The sequence below is a fragment of the Bacillus sp. Au-Bac7 genome (genome assembly GCF_021341655.1).
Classification (GTDB): Bacteria; Bacillota; Bacilli; order Bacillales; family Cytobacillaceae; genus Niallia.
Genome location: NZ_JAJTTG010000004.1, coordinates 150,065 through 165,250, shown reverse-complemented (window position 1 = coordinate 165,250; position 15,186 = coordinate 150,065). Strand labels below are relative to the sequence as shown.

Here is a 15,186-nt window from a genome sequence, read left to right as displayed (position 1 = left end):
AAAGCCCGATTTAATTCGGACTTTTCTCTTTAGCTTTTTGCTGCTTTTCCATAAAGTCATCAAGGCTTTTAAAAGTATAGCCTCTTTTCTTTAAGTCTTTAATCGCAGCTTCTAACGCATCTGCATTATCTTTTGATACAGTATGCAAAAGCATTATGCAGCCAGGATGCGCCTGCTTCATCATATTGTCGTAGCTGTATTGCCAGCCCCTTTGCTGATCGGTTTTCCAGTCAACAAACGCTAAAGACCAGAACACTTGTGTATAGCCGAGATCTTTAGCAAGCTTCAAAGTACGTTCACTAAATACACCGCGGGGAGGCCGTAAGTATTTCATCCCTTTTTTGCCTGTAATCTCTTCTGTTTCTTTCGCCACCTTATCCAGTTCCTCTTTTAGTCTAGAATCAGATACTTGTGTGAAATCAGGATGATGGTACGAGTGATTCCCGATAATATGCCCTTCATCAGCCATTCGTTTCACCAAATCTGTGGCGCTTTGTAAGTAATGTCCTGTTACGAAGAAGGTTGCTGGTACCTTTTCTTTTTTCAGCACATCAAGGATTTTCCCTGTATAGCCATTTTCATAGCCATTATCAAAAGTTAAGTACAATACCTTCTCATCGGGGCTGTCCTTATAAAATGCTCCATATTTCTGGAGAAGTTGATCAAGCGGCTGCCCTGCTTCTGCTGGCTGCTCATTGCTTGATTTTTTGAAGCCCCAATGCTGAGGCTGGTTGGAAACGTTCGCCAGCACAGGATGCTGTACTAGCATAAATAATGCAAAAAAAGCACATATTAGTTTAAACTGCTTCACCTTTCTCCCTCCTTTATAAGCTATCTAAGCTTATTATTTGTTGTGACAGAGGGAGTATGATTGGTAAATTAAACAATCAACTATAGACAGCTTCCTTGAACTGAGAAAGTTTTTCCAATGATGACTTCTCTATATCCTCGTGCAAGGAATTGCCGTGTGAATCCATTGTTACAACGGCACGGAAATTCTCGACTTGAAGATGCCACATTGCTTCCGGTATGCCGAATTGCATCAGATCAACACCTTGAACAGACTTAATGCAGTCAGCGTAATATTGAGCAGCTCCGCCGATTGCATTTAAATAAACACCGCCATGCTCGCCTAATGCTTTTAAGGTTTTGGGACCCATTCCGCCTTTACCCATAACAGCGCGGATGCCGAATTTTTTCATAATATCGCCTTGATACGGCTCTTCACGAATACTCGTTGTTGGTCCTGCTGCCTTTACATGCCATACATCATCTTCACTTTTAAGCATAACCGGACCGCAATGATAGATAATTTGTCCATTTAAATCAATTGGTGAATCGTTTGTGCTCAAATATTTATGGATTGCATCTCTGCCTGTATACATCATTCCGCTGATTTCAACTACATCGCCGACCTTTAAGGAACGGATTTTTGCTTCTGGTATTGGTGCTGTCAGCTTAATAACTTTATCCTCTTCTTGTGAATCAGCTTCTTGTTTGCCTGCAAAGTTTATTTTCTCTCCATCATCATATTTCCACGCAAGTATACTGCCTGATATGGCGTCAATCTTAATTCCTAAGCGGCGGAATGCCCAGCAGTTATAAGCGACAGAGACAAAGAAACTTGCTGGAATACGGTTCATCACACCAATCTTGCAGCCAAGCAAGGTTGTTTCACCGCCAAACCCCATCGTACCGATTCCAAGCTTATTAGCATTTTCCAAAATATACTCTTCTAAGGCTGCAAGCTCTGCGTTTTCATTGATATCATCTACGGAACGGAAAAGCTGCTCCTTAGCCAGATCATAGCCGCTTGAGCGGTCGCCGCCGATGCCGACACCGATAAAGCCTGCACTGCAGCCTTGCCCTTGGGCCTGGTAAACAGAATGGAGGATGCATTTACGGATACCGTCCAAGTCTCTGCCAGCTCGGCCAAGACCATCAAGCTCACAAGGCAGGCTGTACTGGATATTCTTGTTTTCACAGCCTCCACCTTTAAGAATAAGGCCAATGTCTATGTAGTCTTTTTCCCATTGTTCAAACTTAATAACAGGCGTTCCTGCTCCTAGGTTGTTGCCGCTGTTATCTCCTGTCAGTGAATCAACAGAATTCGGGCGAAGCTTCCCCCTTTGTGTCGCCAATTCCATGCACTCATAGATTACAGCTTTTATTTCAAGCTGATTTGTACCGACTGGTGTCTTAATTTTAAAGGTAGGCAGACCGGTATCCTGGCAAATGGGCGATACTTCCATATCTGCCATGCCTATATTGGCTTGAATTGTATCAAGGCTCATTGCCGATCTTGTTCCTGCGTTTTCCCTTAGCGCTGCCTTTTTAATAGCGCGGCGGACATCTTTTGGAAGATTTGTGGATGTTTCTTCAATCAACTGATAAATGCTTGTTTTTAAATTCTTGATATTCACTAATTTTCTCCCCCTCAACCCTTTTAACGATCTTTCTCTTAAATTATACTCTTACATCGGAGTTTGTGAACAGTGTACTGAAATCGTTTACATAAATACTAACAAAAAAAGCCCCAACTGGAGCTCTTCGCTAATTAAATGTCTCTATGTTTAAATTCATTGCATTTCGATTCAATATCGTCAATCATTTCAATCAAGCGGTCAATATCCTCAAGCTCCGCTTCTTCTGGATCAATCGCATCCAATACATCAAGAAACATATTTAATCTCGTTTTTAAAAAATCAACTTGTTCATTTTTGTCTGTAATCGAACTGCCCAACAAAAATCTCTCCTTTCACTCTCATATCCATCGTACCGAAAATATTAGCTTCCGGCAATCTTTTTCCTCTATTCTATATGTTTGCTCAATTCCGCTGATTTTACACCTGTGCTTCTCTTTCCTTTCTAAAAAAAGTCACCTATAGGCATTATAGGTGACTTTTTTTATGTTAAACTATACTATACGTGCGTCTGCTCACATAATTATAGGGTAGCCTTTTCCCTTTCCATCAGGGAGTGGTCCTGTGCGACTACTGGCAACAGCTGATTGTCACTGGATGAGTTTCCGTTCATGCCAATCTGTTCTTTTGTCTGTTGCAATTTATGTTGGATAGACTGATATTGGCGTTTCGATTGAAAGTAAAGCTGCTTGAAATCGCCTGCTATTTCTTTTAAATCTTGTGTCCTTGCATTGATTGTGTTTTGAATATGCTGAAACATTGTTTGGCTGTCATTCATAACCTCTCGCATTGTATCACTTAAATAATGCAGTTTTTCACTAGTATCTTGCTTTACCTGACTAGGGTTTTCTCTCAGCTCATGCACAAGCTGGTTGGTTGATTCCTTCCACTGCTGCACTTTCACCTTAGCATTTGTCCTTGTTGTACGGTCCATGAGGGATAATGTTGTCCCAATGACACTTCCAATGACGATTCCAGCCAATAGTTTACTGTTTCCCTTGTTTTCATTAGACATAAGATCATCTCCCTTTTTATTATCATTACTTGTCTTTTCCCGTCTAATGAATACTTAAACAAGCGGGCGCTTTATTTCGCAATTTTTTTAAAGGAGCAATATCATGATTTCTCAAAAAAATCCGATTGTAAACCCTAAGAATGATCCTTGGGAAGCTTATATGGATATAACTCAGCATGGAGGGCTGACACTCTCCAATATAGAATTTACGACAACAACATTATGTAATATGCGCTGTGAGCATTGTGCTGTCGGCTACACCCTTCAGCCGAAAGACCCGAATGCATTGCCGATTGATCTGCTTTTAAAGAGACTTGATGAGATTCCTCATCTCCGCTCTATGAGCATCACAGGCGGTGAGCCGATGATGAGCCGCAGATCTGTCGAAAACTATGTTGTTCCGCTGTTCAAATATGCCCATAGCAGAGGTGTAAAGACACAGATTAACTCCAATCTGACACTAGGTCTTGACAGATATGAACCAATCATTCCATATTTAGATGTTTTGCATATATCTCATAACTGGGGTACGGAAGAGGAGTTTGCTGAACGAGGCTTTGCGATGATGGCAAGAAAGCCGTCTTACGAACAAAGAGGCAAACTTTTCAAAAATATCATTACTAACAGCAGGGCATTAGTGGAAGCAGGTGTGGTCGTTTCTGCAGAAACGATGCTGAATAAACAGACACTTCCTTACTTAGAGCATATTCACCGTCAAATTGTTGATGAGATGAAATGCCAACGCCATGAAATACATCCAATGTATCCATCTGATTTCGCTTCAACGATGGAAACATTAACACTGGAGGAAATGCGTCAAAGCATCCATCACTTGCTAGACATAAGAGATGAAAATGTCTGGATGCTGTTTGGAACACTGCCATTTTATCCATGCAGCAGTACAAAAGAAGATAAAGAGCTGCTGAAACGCCTGTATGCAAGTAAAAATGTTACTGTCCGCAACGATCCTGACGGCCGTTCCCGTCTGAATGTTAATATCTTCTCAGGAGATGTTATCGTTACAGACTTTGGGGATACACCACCATTAGGTAATATTCAAACAGATAACCTGGAAGATATATTCCAAAAATGGCTGGCAACAGATTTAGCCTCTTCCCTTAACTGCCACTGCCCAAGTGTGCAATGTTTAGGTCCAAATGTGCTTGTTAAAAACAGCTATTACCGAGATATTGATTTCTCGAAAAAAGCAGCATTAATTCAACGTTAAAAAGTGAGCAGCTAATTAGTCTGAACTAATGCTGCTCACTTTTTTTATTTCGGCTTTTCGCTGGCCACAAATCCGAAGGAAACATGATCTTGAACTGGAATCCATGCACCAATACCTTGGGACGTTACATTTTTAACGACAATTGATTTCTTTCCGCCCTTCAGCATTAAATACACTTCTCCATATGTGACCTTTCCTTTTTCATTCACAGCAGGTGCGTATCCATATAAATAGCCTAATCTTTTGGCAGGAATATTATAAATCTGGTCTTTTTTCGTGCCAGTTCCTATCACTGTTTCAAAAGCAAGCGGCAGCCCGGAGTTCTGCATTGCTTTGAGCATCATCATTTTTTTGACTTCCTCTGCATTCGGAATTTTTGCAGTCAGGCCGCCTCTGATGATTTTCTGAGACTCTTGCACATAGTGTATTTGATATGGCGCTTTTCCGCCTCTGTTGTCATAAAAGTTTGTGTTTATCTTTTGATACTCCCAGTTAGGGGCTGTTTCTGTTGATTCATAATTTAATGGCCATTGACCCAAATAGACTATCGCCTTATATCCTATCGCAAATGGTGTGCTGTTGACCGTTGTCTCATTCAGCATGCGAATTAAGTCAGGATTTTCAATTTTCACCCTTGAAGAATCAATAAGCGTCTGTGTCAGCTCACTCGGCTGCAGCTTCGGCAAGTCCTGCGAAGGATTCGGATATGTGTTTTCCTTTGTGATGTTCATAGCTGAATTCGGAATGGCAACCAGTTTTGATTTTGGCATATCTTGCTTGTCTTTCGGTTTTTCTGCAAATGCTGGCGCAATATTAGGCAGCATCATAAGAAAAGCTAGTAGAATAATACCAATTCGTTTCAACAAATTAAAGAACTCCTTTCAAACATAACAGTAATATTTACTGTTATTTTTTTCGGAGTTCGCCTAGATTATGCTTCCTGTCAAAAACAATTTTTTGCATATCTTTATTTAAGCGCTAATTTGTCCATTATTCCACAGCAAAGCGGATGAAACACTTGAATGGCAGGTCCGATTCCAAGAGCAATAATCACTGTTCCGACCCCAATTGGTCCGTTGACTAAAAAAGCAAATACTAATGCCAAAACCTCGCCGATCAGCTTGGAAGCCATGATATTAAGTCCAAATCGCTCTTGCAGGCTGACCATGAACTCATCAATCGGATTCAGCGGAAAGCTTGCCTGCAAATAGGTAGCAATCCCTAAGCCGATAATAGCGAGTCCAGCAATAAGCAGAAGCAGCTGATTAAGGAAAAGAAAATAATTAAAGACATTCGTAAGATGCGCCATCCAAAAATCTACGAAAAAACCTAAAATGAACACAGTGAATAATGACAGCAGCTCAGGTTTTCTCATCAATAGAAGTGCATTGACAAATATCAGCAAGATGCCGATAATAACTATCCAGCTGCCAATTGTCAAACCTAACAGTGCTGACAAGCCTACATTTAAAGCATCCCATGGCCCTGCCCCTAAGTTTGCCTTGATTGTCAATGTCGCGCCGAATGACAAAATCAATAGTCCGATACCATAAAAAAGACTGCGGTAAACCATCGCCATTCTCCTAACTCCCCTCCCGTTTTAATGCTCGTCTTTTATACTTATGCGCACGTCACAGCAAACTTGTACAAAAATGTAAAAAATAAATTATCAGAATATTTACATTTATCTAAATTTATATTATACTAGGCTTATCAAACAAAAGGAGGGCAGCTAATCAAATCGCTTATCACAAAAGGAGGATAGACCATTTTTGGCAAAGCATCAGTTTAGTATGTACAGTATTGTCTACTTAAAAAGAATTGGTGGTGGTCTTAATGGAAGCGACTTGATTTTGTCCCAGAACACATAAGCACACAATTATATACTTATCTTTTCATTTAAACTTAAAGGAGAATGCCTTCTAAAAAAAAACCGTCCAGCTGTAAAGAAAGCTGGACGGTTTTCTGTTTATTTAGGCGAAAAAACTTACAACAAGTAGAATCCTACTCCCATAATCAAGTAGGCAGCAAGCAATGTTGCTCCTTCAAACCAGTTTGTTTCTCCGTCATTCGATATAATAATCATGAGCAGTACAGCTGATGCCATGGATACTAATTCTGGAAGGCTAAAAACAAGGGACAAGTTTGTCGGGAATAAAAGGGACAGCAGTACAAGCACCGGTGCCACAAACATCGCAACCTGTAAGGTTGAACCGATTGCGATTTCAACAGAGATGTCCATCTTATTTTTATACGCCATAAGCACTGCCGAAGCATGCTCTGCCGCGTTTCCGACAATCGCGACAATAATAATCCCGATAAACAGCTCTGACCATCCGAATGATTCAGCTACAATCTCAAATGTATGTACAAGATTTTCAGAGATATAGGCTACCGCTAATGTGGCAAGTGCAAGTATTAGGACACTGCGCTTCACGGTCCACTCAGGCTCCTCATGATGGCTGCTTTCTGTACCTTCTTTGTTCTCAGATTGGTATACTCCCCTGTGTGTAACAAGCTTAAAGAATAGTGCTGCTAAATATAACAAAATAAGGATAATGGAAATTCCCACACTTAACGTTAAGGTTTCTGAGTCATCCATTGATACGGAGAAGACCTCTGGAATAACAAAGGCTACGATAACAGCAAACATCAGCAAGCCAGAATTATGTCTTGCATCAAACACATTATATGTTTGGACCTTGTACTTAAGGCCCCCAATAAAGAATGACAGCCCTGCAACAAGAAGCAGGTTTCCAAGAACGGATCCTGTTAAGGAAGCTAAAACAACCTCTGTCAGTCCTTCTCTCAAAGCAAAAATTGCAATAATCAGTTCGACTGCGTTTCCAAACGTGGCATTCAACAGCCCGCCGATTCTCGGTCCAGCGACAATTGCTAAACTTTCAGTTGCTCTTCCCATAAAGCTAGAGAGGGCAATGATTGTTAGACAGTACACGATAAACATTACAATACTCGGCCAGTGCAGCAAAGAACCAATAATAGATATTGGAACGCCGATGAGGACTGCCACGGTAAAGATTTTATTCACCATTTTCCCCACTCCTTTTATTTTTAACAATTAACATTCCCCTGTTTATAAATTTCCTAAACATTTTTTAAAAACTTCTCCTCTTTTAGGCTGTAATACTCCTTTATAATCCGCATTACAGACCAATATATTTCAGCTTTATCTAAACCATTCCATAATATACCAACAAAATCAGCTTTTTTCAATAGATAATAGGGTATATAAAATATAGACAAACCACCCATACTAACTAAGAATGGAAAGGAGTTTTTTTATAATGAATGACGCATTACAATCAAAAATACTGGAACTGCTCGATAATCACAAAATAGGCACATTGGCAACCATACAAGACGATAAGCCGTACAGCCGGTTTATGCTGTTCTTTCACGATGAATTGACTCTTTATACAGCAACGAATAAGGAAACACATAAAGTCGATGATCTCGGCCAAAACCCTAATGTCCATATACTGCTTGGTGTTCAGGATGCTGGATTTTCTGGTGCCTACTGTGAAATTGAGGCAACAGCTACAATTGAAGATTCTAAAGAGAAAAAAGAAAAATATTGGAGTGACAAGCTTAGCAAATGGCTGGGCGGTCCAGATGATCCAAATTATGTGCTGCTCCACTTGAAGCCGCAAAAAATCCGCTATTTCGCTGATTCTAGTTCTAAAGCAGAGGTTTTAGAGCTGTAATAAGATAAGAAAGCTGCCGCAAATTCTGCGGCAGCTTTTTCTTCATTATAGGGATAATTTTCTTGTTGCCAATACTTCCCTTTTTAAGTTACCATCATTTAGGGATACTAAATTTTTTCTACCACCATAAGGAGTATTTTACATAATGACTAAAAATAAATTTGCGATTTTAATCAGCATTGTCTCCATCTCTGGCTTTAGTCAAGGAATGCTGCTTCCGCTGATTGCTGTCATCTTTGAAAATGACGGCCTGTCCTCCAGCATGAATGGATTAAATGCGATAGGCTTATATATCGGCATCCTGCTCATCTCACCATTTATGGAATACCCGCTTCGCAAATACGGATACAAACCAGCTATCGTTTTCGGCGGATTGCTCGTCATTATTTCCTTGGCTTTGTTTCCACTATGGAAAACATTCTGGTTTTGGTTTTTACTGCGTCTATTTATCGGCATTGGCGACCACTCTCTCCATTTCGCTACACAAACATGGATCACTACTGTATCCTCTGAAAAGAACAGAGGCAGGAATATTTCCTTATATGGAGTTTTCTTTGGAATTGGATTCGCCGTAGGACCACTAATGACACCATTAGTGAAAGTAAATGAAGCATTTCCTTTTATGCTTTCATCTGCTCTTTGTTTCACAGCGTGGATTTTCACTTTGTTCTTAAAGAACGATTTCCCTGAGCAGACAGCTGAAGCTAATAACTTCAAAGAGACGATTTCCCGTTTTTCTGCTGCTTTAAAATATGCCTGGGCTGCTTTTCTTCCACCGCTTGCATATGGTTTTCTGGAATCAAGCCTAAATTCAAGTTTTCCTGTTTACGGACTCAGACTAAATTATGAGGTTTCTGAAATCTCTATTTTATTAACCTGCTTTGCGATAGGAGCGATTGTGTTTCAGTTTCCCCTTGGTATTTTAAGTGATAGTTTTGGCAGAAGAAGAACTTTAGTTACAATCCTTTTTGTCGGCTTTGCCTGCTTCCTGACAGCAAGCATGGTGGAACATACCTTTATTGGTCTCGCTATCTGTCTGTTTGCCGCAGGTATGGCAGTAGGCTCTACCTTCTCTTTGGGTGTCAGCTATATGACTGATTTAGTTCCGTCGAGTTTATTGCCGACAGGAAATCTTTTGTGCGGGATGGCATTCAGCATCGGCAGTCTGACAGGCCCTTATCTAGGCGGACTATTTATAGAATATGTGAATCATCTTAGCTATTTCATCGTCATAAGCATAATGCTATTAATCCTAGGCTTAATCATCTTTATTTCTGGCAGTCAGAAAATCCAGAAAGAAGTAAATTCAGTCCCAAATTAAGGCAAAAGTATACCAAGTGCTTCCGTTTTATGTTAGGATAGGAATAACTAAATAGTAACGAACAGCAGGAACCTCTATTTTTCTATATGAGAGCCTGCATAAATTTTGCTGTCACCTATACAGGTGGCAGCTTTCGTGTTTTTTAAGGGTAATGAAGCTGATTATCTTTCTCATGTACAGATGATAAAACTAAAGGAGGAATAAATATGTTGACGGAAACGAAACCACTTGCACATAAGGGTTCTGAATCACCTTCCCTATTTTCCGAAAAGATTATGCCGCATCTTGAACTAATTGCGGCAGGTATAAGCGGTCTACTCATTTTAACTGGGTGGTTTATGGCCCATCAGGAGGAACAAACATTATCTGTTATCTCCTATGTGCTCGCCTTTATTATCGGCGGTTTTGCTAAAGCAAAAGAAGGCATTGAAGAAACCATTGCCAATAAGGAATTAAATGTGGAAATGCTGATGGTTTTTGCTGCAGTTGGTTCTGCGATAATTGGCTATTGGACAGAGGGTGCCATTCTTATCTTTATTTTTGCAGTTAGCGGAGCACTGGAAACATACACGATGAATAAAAGTCATAAAGAAATATCTGCATTGATGGATCTACAGCCTGAAAAAGCCTGGAAATTAAATACTGACGGTACAACAGAATTAATTCCTGTCGCTGAACTCTCCATCCATGACAGAATATTGATTAAACCAGGTGAAAGAGTGCCGGCTGATGGAAGAATATTATCTGGAACAACTTCTATTGATGAAGCGGCAATTACGGGGGAATCACTGCCTGTTACAAAAGACAGCTCTGATGAGGTTTTTGCGGGAACAGTGAATATAAGCGGCTCTATCACAGTAGAAATTACGAAAAATGCACATGAGACACTCTTTCAAAAGATTATCGCTCTAGTTCAGTCAGCGCAGAGTGAAAAGTCTCCTTCGCAAGCATTTATTGAAAAGTTTGAGGGCACTTATGTTAAGGTCGTTTTGAGCATTGTTGTTATTATGATGTTCCTGCCTCATTTCGTACTAGGCTGGAGCTGGAATGAAACATTTTACAGAGCAATGATTCTTCTTGTGGTCGCATCCCCTTGCGCCCTTGTTGCAAGCATCATGCCAGCTACTTTATCCGCTATATCTAACGGAGCACGAAACGGAATATTATTTAAAGGCGGCATTCATTTAGAAACTTTAGGTGCAGTGCAGGCTATTGCCTTTGATAAAACTGGAACACTTACAAAAGGAATGCCTACAGTAACAGATATCCACGTTAAACAAGGATATTCCGAGGAAGAAATTCTTTTGTATGCTGCAAGTATTGAAAATCACTCTACTCATCCGCTTGCAAAAGCAATTGTCGAAAAAGCTGCCTCAACCATCAATAAGCCGCTCCTTACGCTTGATAGTGTTCAAAATCTGTCTGGCTTTGGTGTAACTGCACAACTAGACGATAAAGAATGGAAAATCGGGAAGGCAGAATTTGTTGGTCAAGACAGTGCTCTAAGCTTTAACCCTACTCTTTTTAATCAGTTGTCAGAGAGTGGGAAAACCGTTGTGTTCGTCAAAGCTGGAGATGAGATTATCGCTTGCATCGCCTTAAAGGATATTGTCCGCACAGAGGCTAAAGCTGCCATTCAATTATTAAAGGACTATCAAATTCATACTATCATGCTTACAGGTGACAATGAAAGAACAGCGAATACAATCGCCAAAGAAAGCCATGTTCAGGAATATATTGCAGAATGCCTTCCTGAACAAAAGGTTAGTCATATAAAAAACCTTAAGGAGCGTTATCCGATTGTGGCGATGGTCGGTGACGGCATCAATGATGCCCCGGCATTAGCGACAGCAAATGTTGGTATCGCCATGGGTGGCGGCACAGATGTTGCCCTTGAAACAGCTGACATTGTCTTAATGAAAAATGACTTGCCAAAGATTGCTGAAGCGATAAAATTGTCAAAACGAATGAATGCTATCATTAAGCAGAACATTATATTTTCGATATCTGTAATTATGCTGCTTGTAATATCAAATCTTCTTCAAGCAGTAGACCTTCCATTTGGGGTGATTGGCCATGAAGGCAGCACCATTCTTGTTATATTAAACAGCCTCCGTCTTTTAAGAGGCTAAAAAAAGGCAGCCAATTGGCTGCCTTTACTTATTTAGTGATAACCATTTTGTCCATTTGAAGAACCAGATGTTTTATGCTTCGGCTTACTTTTACTGTTTTGTTTAGTCTTTTTGCCCATTCGTTATCACCTCTTCAGTAATAGTTTCCCCAAGCTTAGTGTGTGATGACGAACAGCTTTTATGATAGGTAAAAACCGGTTAGCACTGTAAAGTATGCCAAGTTTAGCAAGGCTTCTTTTTACGGCTTGTGAAAATGGCATTAACGATACCGCCGATAATAATAATGATGCCTGTCAAATAAAACCAGATCATCAATACAATGATGGCGCCAATCCCGCCATATGTTGCCGAATAATTACCGAAGTTGCCTACATAAAAAGAAAAGCCTAATGAAACTGCAACCCAGCCCACTGATGCAAAAATAGCGCCTGGAACAGCACTCACACAAGTGATTTTCTTATTTGGTGCAACCCAATATAATGCTAAAAATACAATGAATAAAATTACTGGAGTCACTAAAAATCGCAGTGCTCGCCAAACACTTAAAAACTCATCCGATAAACTAAACTGAGAAAATAAAAACACTCCTATCTGTTCGCCGAATACTGGCAGCAGCAGTGCAATAACCACTACAGCAATCATACCTAATGTCAGTACAACAGACATCGCTCTTGCAACGATAAAGGAACGTGTTTCTTCTACTTCATAAGCTTTATTAAATGCCTTGATAATAGCATTTAAACCATTTGAAGCAGACCAGATTGTTGCGATGATACCAAAGGACAGCAATGTCCCATTTCTGTTCAGAACCTGCTCCAGGTTTGTTTCAATAATATCCATACTTTCCCCTGGAGCAAAGGTTGAAATTAAGTTTAATAAATCATCCTTTGTGATAGGTAAATACGGCAATAACGTCATCATGAAAATGATCAGCGGAAAGATCGACAGCAAAAAGTAATATGCGAGCTGTGCCGCTAAATCAAATACATCATCATTTTTTATTTTTACTGCCAGCTGCTTAACAAAGCCCATTGCCTCTCCCATAAAACTCCACCTGCCTATATATCGGTTTAGCTAATAATGTTCTTTTCCCCTACTTCATGCAAGGACAAACCTTTTATCAGCATTTATCCCCTCACTAGGCATATAAGCTGTTTAGTGTGTATACTGCGGCAAATACTGCGTGCTGGAAGTCAAACCTTGTGGCTTGTACTCTTCCTGAGTACCATCAGTAGTAAATGCTTCCTTCGTTTCTTTCACAATGCTTGCAATTGTCGGTGTAACTTCTTTCAATTCTTCTACCTTATCCAAAATGAAAGCCACATCATTGGAGACCTTCTCTGCTGTTTGCTTCACCTTCTCAGAAGTTTCTGTAATGCTCGAAGACATCGTGTCAAAGTCAGTGATTGAAGTCGTTAAGCGCTTCATATTGTACATGGAAGCCTTCCTTGTCCGTTTATCAAGCATACTCAACGAAGCTCCTATCAAACCGCCCAATAAAAGTCCTTTTACTAAGCTAAGCTGTGCCATTATGCATCTTCCTTCCTTTTAAGAGTTAGCGGCAATCACAAATGGTATTTACTTCTAATATCCTGAAGCAAGCCTTGACAGCCCACCGTTACCATCTGGAATACCTCATCGAAATTGCCTGTATAATAAGGGTCAGGCACTTCATCATATACCCGAATTTCGGCAAAATCCATCAACAAATGAACTTTATTTTCCTCGAGCTGCTCATTTAGAAGCCTGATATTTTCACGATTGCTGTTATCCATCGCTATTAAATAATCAAAGCTTTCCAAATCAGCTGTATGAAGCTGCCTTGCTAGTATTCCTGCATCACTTATTAGATTCTTTTTTAGAATCTCCCTTGTACCTCTATGCGGCGGATTACCTATATGCCATCCACCAGTTCCTGCTGAATCGCATGTAATGCTGTCCTGCAAATTTTCTTTTTTTACAAGATCCCGAAATACTGCCTCTGCCATTGGTGATCTGCAAATATTTCCTAAGCAAATAAATAACACACGAACTTCCATCCTATTTTCCCTCCAACTTATTTAGAACATACATCATTTCATTTAGATGTTTTGTTTTTAGCTTATCGTAATTTACTTCCAATTGAAAAGGCAAAATTAAATTGACATTTCTCTTTACACATGAAAAGATAGAAAAAAAAGTGGGACATAGATTAAACATGAATCAAGGCCTGCATAAAGGAGAGATATCTTTTGAATTTAGATGTTAAATCGACTGAAAATGTGGAATACATGATTGAACAAATAAAAGAAAAACTGAAAGTACTGAACCTTGGAGCGATTAAACCAACACATTTCGATGAAGAAATGTATACAGAACTGAAGGAAATTTATGATCATATCATGAAAAGAGATTCCTTCAGCCCGAATGAAATGCAAGCATTAGCAGAAGAATTGGGAAATCTCCGCAAAAAATAAAAGAGAAGGCTATCCTTCTCTTTTTTATATACCTTCTTCCTGGTCTGTCAGGATAATCGGCCCGTCCTTCGTTATGGCTATTGTATGTTCATATTGTGCGGAGTATGTACCATCTTTTGTCCGGGCAGTCCAGCCATTTGCGTCCATTTTGACAGGATATGCTCCGATATTAATCATTGGCTCTATGGTGAAAACCATGCCTTCTTTAATTCGCGGTCCTTTACCTTTCTCGCCAAAATGAGGCACCTCAGGTTTTTCGTGAATAACAGCACCAATACCATGGCCGATGAAATCTCTTACAACAGAGTATCCCTCTTCTTCTGCATATTGTTGAATGCTAGCGCCAATATCACCAATCCTGTTGCCAATCTTCGCTTGCTCAATTCCAATATACAAAGCCTTTTTTGTAACTTCCAGCAGCTTTTCCGTTTCATCAGATACTGTTCCAACCTTATATGTCCACGCAGAATCAGCCAAGCCTCCATGTAAATTCACAACCATATCAACTGTGATAATATCACCAGACTTTAGCTCCTCCTCTCTAGGAAATCCGTGACAAACCTCATCATTAATGCTTGCACAAATGGCATAAGGGTAATCACGATAGCCCTTTTGCTCAGGCGTAGCACCTCTTTCCTTTAAGAAACCCTCAACAAACTTTTCTATCTCCATTGTAGTAATCCCAGGCTTTATCATTTTTGCAATCTCTTTATGACAGGCAGCTAAAATTCGGCCAGCCGCTTTCATCTTTTCGATTTCTCTCATCGACTTCAGTACAATCATGAATTATATTCTCCTTTTTTAGTTGCATGTTATTATTTTCTTTATTGCATATCTTTATCAAGATTATAAGCAAAAACGAAAAAAAATGCCTGCTAGTAAACTA

General features: G+C 39.9%; 16 protein-coding genes. 5 read left to right on the top strand and 11 right to left on the bottom strand.

All coding sequences use genetic code 11. The annotated features are described in order from the left end of the window. Positions 1 to 10: 10 nt before the first annotated feature. The 4 genes from pdaA to LXM54_RS16425 all read right to left on the bottom strand — a co-directional run bounded on the left by pdaA (position 11) and on the right by LXM54_RS16425 (position 3,438). On the bottom strand, positions 11 to 769 hold the full coding sequence (gene pdaA / locus LXM54_RS16440; protein ID WP_192486429.1) for a delta-lactam-biosynthetic de-N-acetylase: 759 nt from the start codon (positions 767 to 769) through the stop codon (positions 11 to 13). Positions 770 to 887: 118 nt separating this feature from the next. Next, the gene (locus LXM54_RS16435; protein WP_325169583.1) at positions 888 to 2,423 is read right to left on the bottom strand and encodes a fumarate hydratase; all 1,536 of its coding nucleotides are present in this window, start codon (positions 2,421 to 2,423) and stop codon (positions 888 to 890) included. A gap of 134 nt (positions 2,424 to 2,557) precedes the next feature. Then, positions 2,558 to 2,743 (bottom strand): SE1561 family protein, encoded by a 186-nt coding sequence (locus LXM54_RS16430; protein ID WP_192486424.1) that lies wholly within the window; start codon positions 2,741 to 2,743, stop codon positions 2,558 to 2,560. A gap of 203 nt (positions 2,744 to 2,946) precedes the next feature. Then, complete coding sequence (locus tag LXM54_RS16425) at positions 2,947 to 3,438, bottom strand: YtxH domain-containing protein (protein ID WP_192486425.1); 492 nt, start codon at positions 3,436 to 3,438, stop codon at positions 2,947 to 2,949. 103 nt (positions 3,439 to 3,541) lie between these two features. Here LXM54_RS16425 and yfkAB point away from each other — a divergent pair, with 103 nt between their 5' ends. Beyond that, complete coding sequence (gene yfkAB, locus LXM54_RS16420; RefSeq protein ID WP_233316322.1) at positions 3,542 to 4,666, top strand: radical SAM/CxCxxxxC motif protein YfkAB; 1,125 nt, start codon at positions 3,542 to 3,544, stop codon at positions 4,664 to 4,666. Between the two features lie 44 nt (positions 4,667 to 4,710). On the opposite strand, the gene LXM54_RS16415 is transcribed toward yfkAB, so the two are convergent. The 3 genes from LXM54_RS16415 to cax form a co-directional block, all read right to left on the bottom strand. After that, positions 4,711 to 5,436, bottom strand: coding sequence for a YfkD famly protein (locus LXM54_RS16415; RefSeq protein ID WP_396953811.1), 726 nt, complete (start codon positions 5,434 to 5,436; stop codon positions 4,711 to 4,713). Positions 5,437 to 5,633: 197 nt separating this feature from the next. Next, the gene (locus tag LXM54_RS16410; protein WP_192486427.1) at positions 5,634 to 6,245 is read right to left on the bottom strand and encodes a YczE/YyaS/YitT family protein; all 612 of its coding nucleotides are present in this window, start codon (positions 6,243 to 6,245) and stop codon (positions 5,634 to 5,636) included. A 408-nt stretch (positions 6,246 to 6,653) separates the two neighbouring features. After that, positions 6,654 to 7,715: a calcium/proton exchanger gene (cax, locus tag LXM54_RS16405; RefSeq protein ID WP_233316411.1), complete on the bottom strand. Its 1,062-nt coding sequence runs from the start codon at positions 7,713 to 7,715 to the stop codon at positions 6,654 to 6,656. A gap of 256 nt (positions 7,716 to 7,971) precedes the next feature. Here cax and LXM54_RS16400 point away from each other — a divergent pair, with 256 nt between their 5' ends. The 3 genes from LXM54_RS16400 (at position 7,972) to LXM54_RS16390 (ending at position 11,844) form a co-directional block, all read left to right on the top strand. Further along, on the top strand, positions 7,972 to 8,391 hold the full coding sequence (locus LXM54_RS16400; protein ID WP_197974718.1) for a pyridoxamine 5'-phosphate oxidase family protein: 420 nt from the start codon (positions 7,972 to 7,974) through the stop codon (positions 8,389 to 8,391). Between the two features lie 145 nt (positions 8,392 to 8,536). Then, a complete protein-coding gene (locus tag LXM54_RS16395) occupies positions 8,537 to 9,712 on the top strand; it encodes an MFS transporter (RefSeq protein ID WP_233316321.1) in 1,176 nt (391 codons plus the stop codon). Positions 9,713 to 9,918: 206 nt separating this feature from the next. After that, the gene (locus tag LXM54_RS16390) at positions 9,919 to 11,844 is read left to right on the top strand and encodes a heavy metal translocating P-type ATPase (protein WP_285854787.1); all 1,926 of its coding nucleotides are present in this window, start codon (positions 9,919 to 9,921) and stop codon (positions 11,842 to 11,844) included. Between the two features lie 222 nt (positions 11,845 to 12,066). Here LXM54_RS16390 and LXM54_RS16385 read toward each other — a convergent pair whose 3' ends face one another. The 3 genes from LXM54_RS16385 to LXM54_RS16375 form a co-directional block, all read right to left on the bottom strand. After that, positions 12,067 to 12,888: a YihY/virulence factor BrkB family protein gene (locus LXM54_RS16385; RefSeq protein ID WP_233316320.1), complete on the bottom strand. Its 822-nt coding sequence runs from the start codon at positions 12,886 to 12,888 to the stop codon at positions 12,067 to 12,069. A 111-nt stretch (positions 12,889 to 12,999) separates the two neighbouring features. Continuing rightward, positions 13,000 to 13,374: a YtxH domain-containing protein gene (locus LXM54_RS16380; protein ID WP_233316319.1), complete on the bottom strand. Its 375-nt coding sequence runs from the start codon at positions 13,372 to 13,374 to the stop codon at positions 13,000 to 13,002. A 35-nt stretch (positions 13,375 to 13,409) separates the two neighbouring features. Further along, positions 13,410 to 13,883 (bottom strand): low molecular weight protein-tyrosine-phosphatase, encoded by a 474-nt coding sequence (locus tag LXM54_RS16375; protein WP_233316318.1) that lies wholly within the window; start codon positions 13,881 to 13,883, stop codon positions 13,410 to 13,412. Between the two features lie 192 nt (positions 13,884 to 14,075). Between LXM54_RS16375 and LXM54_RS16370 the strand changes: the two genes are divergently transcribed. Continuing rightward, positions 14,076 to 14,300: a DUF1128 domain-containing protein gene (locus LXM54_RS16370; RefSeq protein WP_233316317.1), complete on the top strand. Its 225-nt coding sequence runs from the start codon at positions 14,076 to 14,078 to the stop codon at positions 14,298 to 14,300. A 24-nt stretch (positions 14,301 to 14,324) separates the two neighbouring features. On the opposite strand, the gene map is transcribed toward LXM54_RS16370, so the two are convergent. Continuing rightward, the gene (map, locus tag LXM54_RS16365; protein WP_233316316.1) at positions 14,325 to 15,083 is read right to left on the bottom strand and encodes a type I methionyl aminopeptidase; all 759 of its coding nucleotides are present in this window, start codon (positions 15,081 to 15,083) and stop codon (positions 14,325 to 14,327) included. Positions 15,084 to 15,186: the final 103 nt, after the last annotated feature.

What these genes read in the sequence shown, in the direction of transcription:
- pdaA (WP_192486429.1), bottom strand. Translation starts at nt 769, where the DNA reads ATGCTAGTACAGCATCCTGTGCTGGCGAACGTTTCCAACCAGCCTCAG.
- LXM54_RS16425 (WP_192486425.1), bottom strand. Translation starts at nt 3,438, where the DNA reads ATGTCTAATGAAAACAAGGGAAACAGTAAACTATTGGCTGGAATCGTC.
- yfkAB (WP_233316322.1), top strand. Translation starts at nt 3,542, where the DNA reads ATGATTTCTCAAAAAAATCCGATTGTAAACCCTAAGAATGATCCTTGG.
- LXM54_RS16415 (WP_396953811.1), bottom strand. Translation starts at nt 5,436, where the DNA reads ATGCCAAAATCAAAACTGGTTGCCATTCCGAATTCAGCTATGAACATC.
- LXM54_RS16410 (WP_192486427.1), bottom strand. Translation starts at nt 6,245, where the DNA reads ATGGCGATGGTTTACCGCAGTCTTTTTTATGGTATCGGACTATTGATT.
- LXM54_RS16400 (WP_197974718.1), top strand. Translation starts at nt 7,972, where the DNA reads ATGAATGACGCATTACAATCAAAAATACTGGAACTGCTCGATAATCAC.
- LXM54_RS16395 (WP_233316321.1), top strand. Translation starts at nt 8,537, where the DNA reads ATGACTAAAAATAAATTTGCGATTTTAATCAGCATTGTCTCCATCTCT.
- LXM54_RS16390 (WP_285854787.1), top strand. Translation starts at nt 9,919, where the DNA reads ATGTTGACGGAAACGAAACCACTTGCACATAAGGGTTCTGAATCACCT.
- LXM54_RS16385 (WP_233316320.1), bottom strand. Translation starts at nt 12,888, where the DNA reads ATGGGAGAGGCAATGGGCTTTGTTAAGCAGCTGGCAGTAAAAATAAAA.
- LXM54_RS16380 (WP_233316319.1), bottom strand. Translation starts at nt 13,374, where the DNA reads ATGGCACAGCTTAGCTTAGTAAAAGGACTTTTATTGGGCGGTTTGATA.
- LXM54_RS16375 (WP_233316318.1), bottom strand. Translation starts at nt 13,883, where the DNA reads ATGGAAGTTCGTGTGTTATTTATTTGCTTAGGAAATATTTGCAGATCA.
- map (WP_233316316.1), bottom strand. Translation starts at nt 15,083, where the DNA reads ATGATTGTACTGAAGTCGATGAGAGAAATCGAAAAGATGAAAGCGGCT.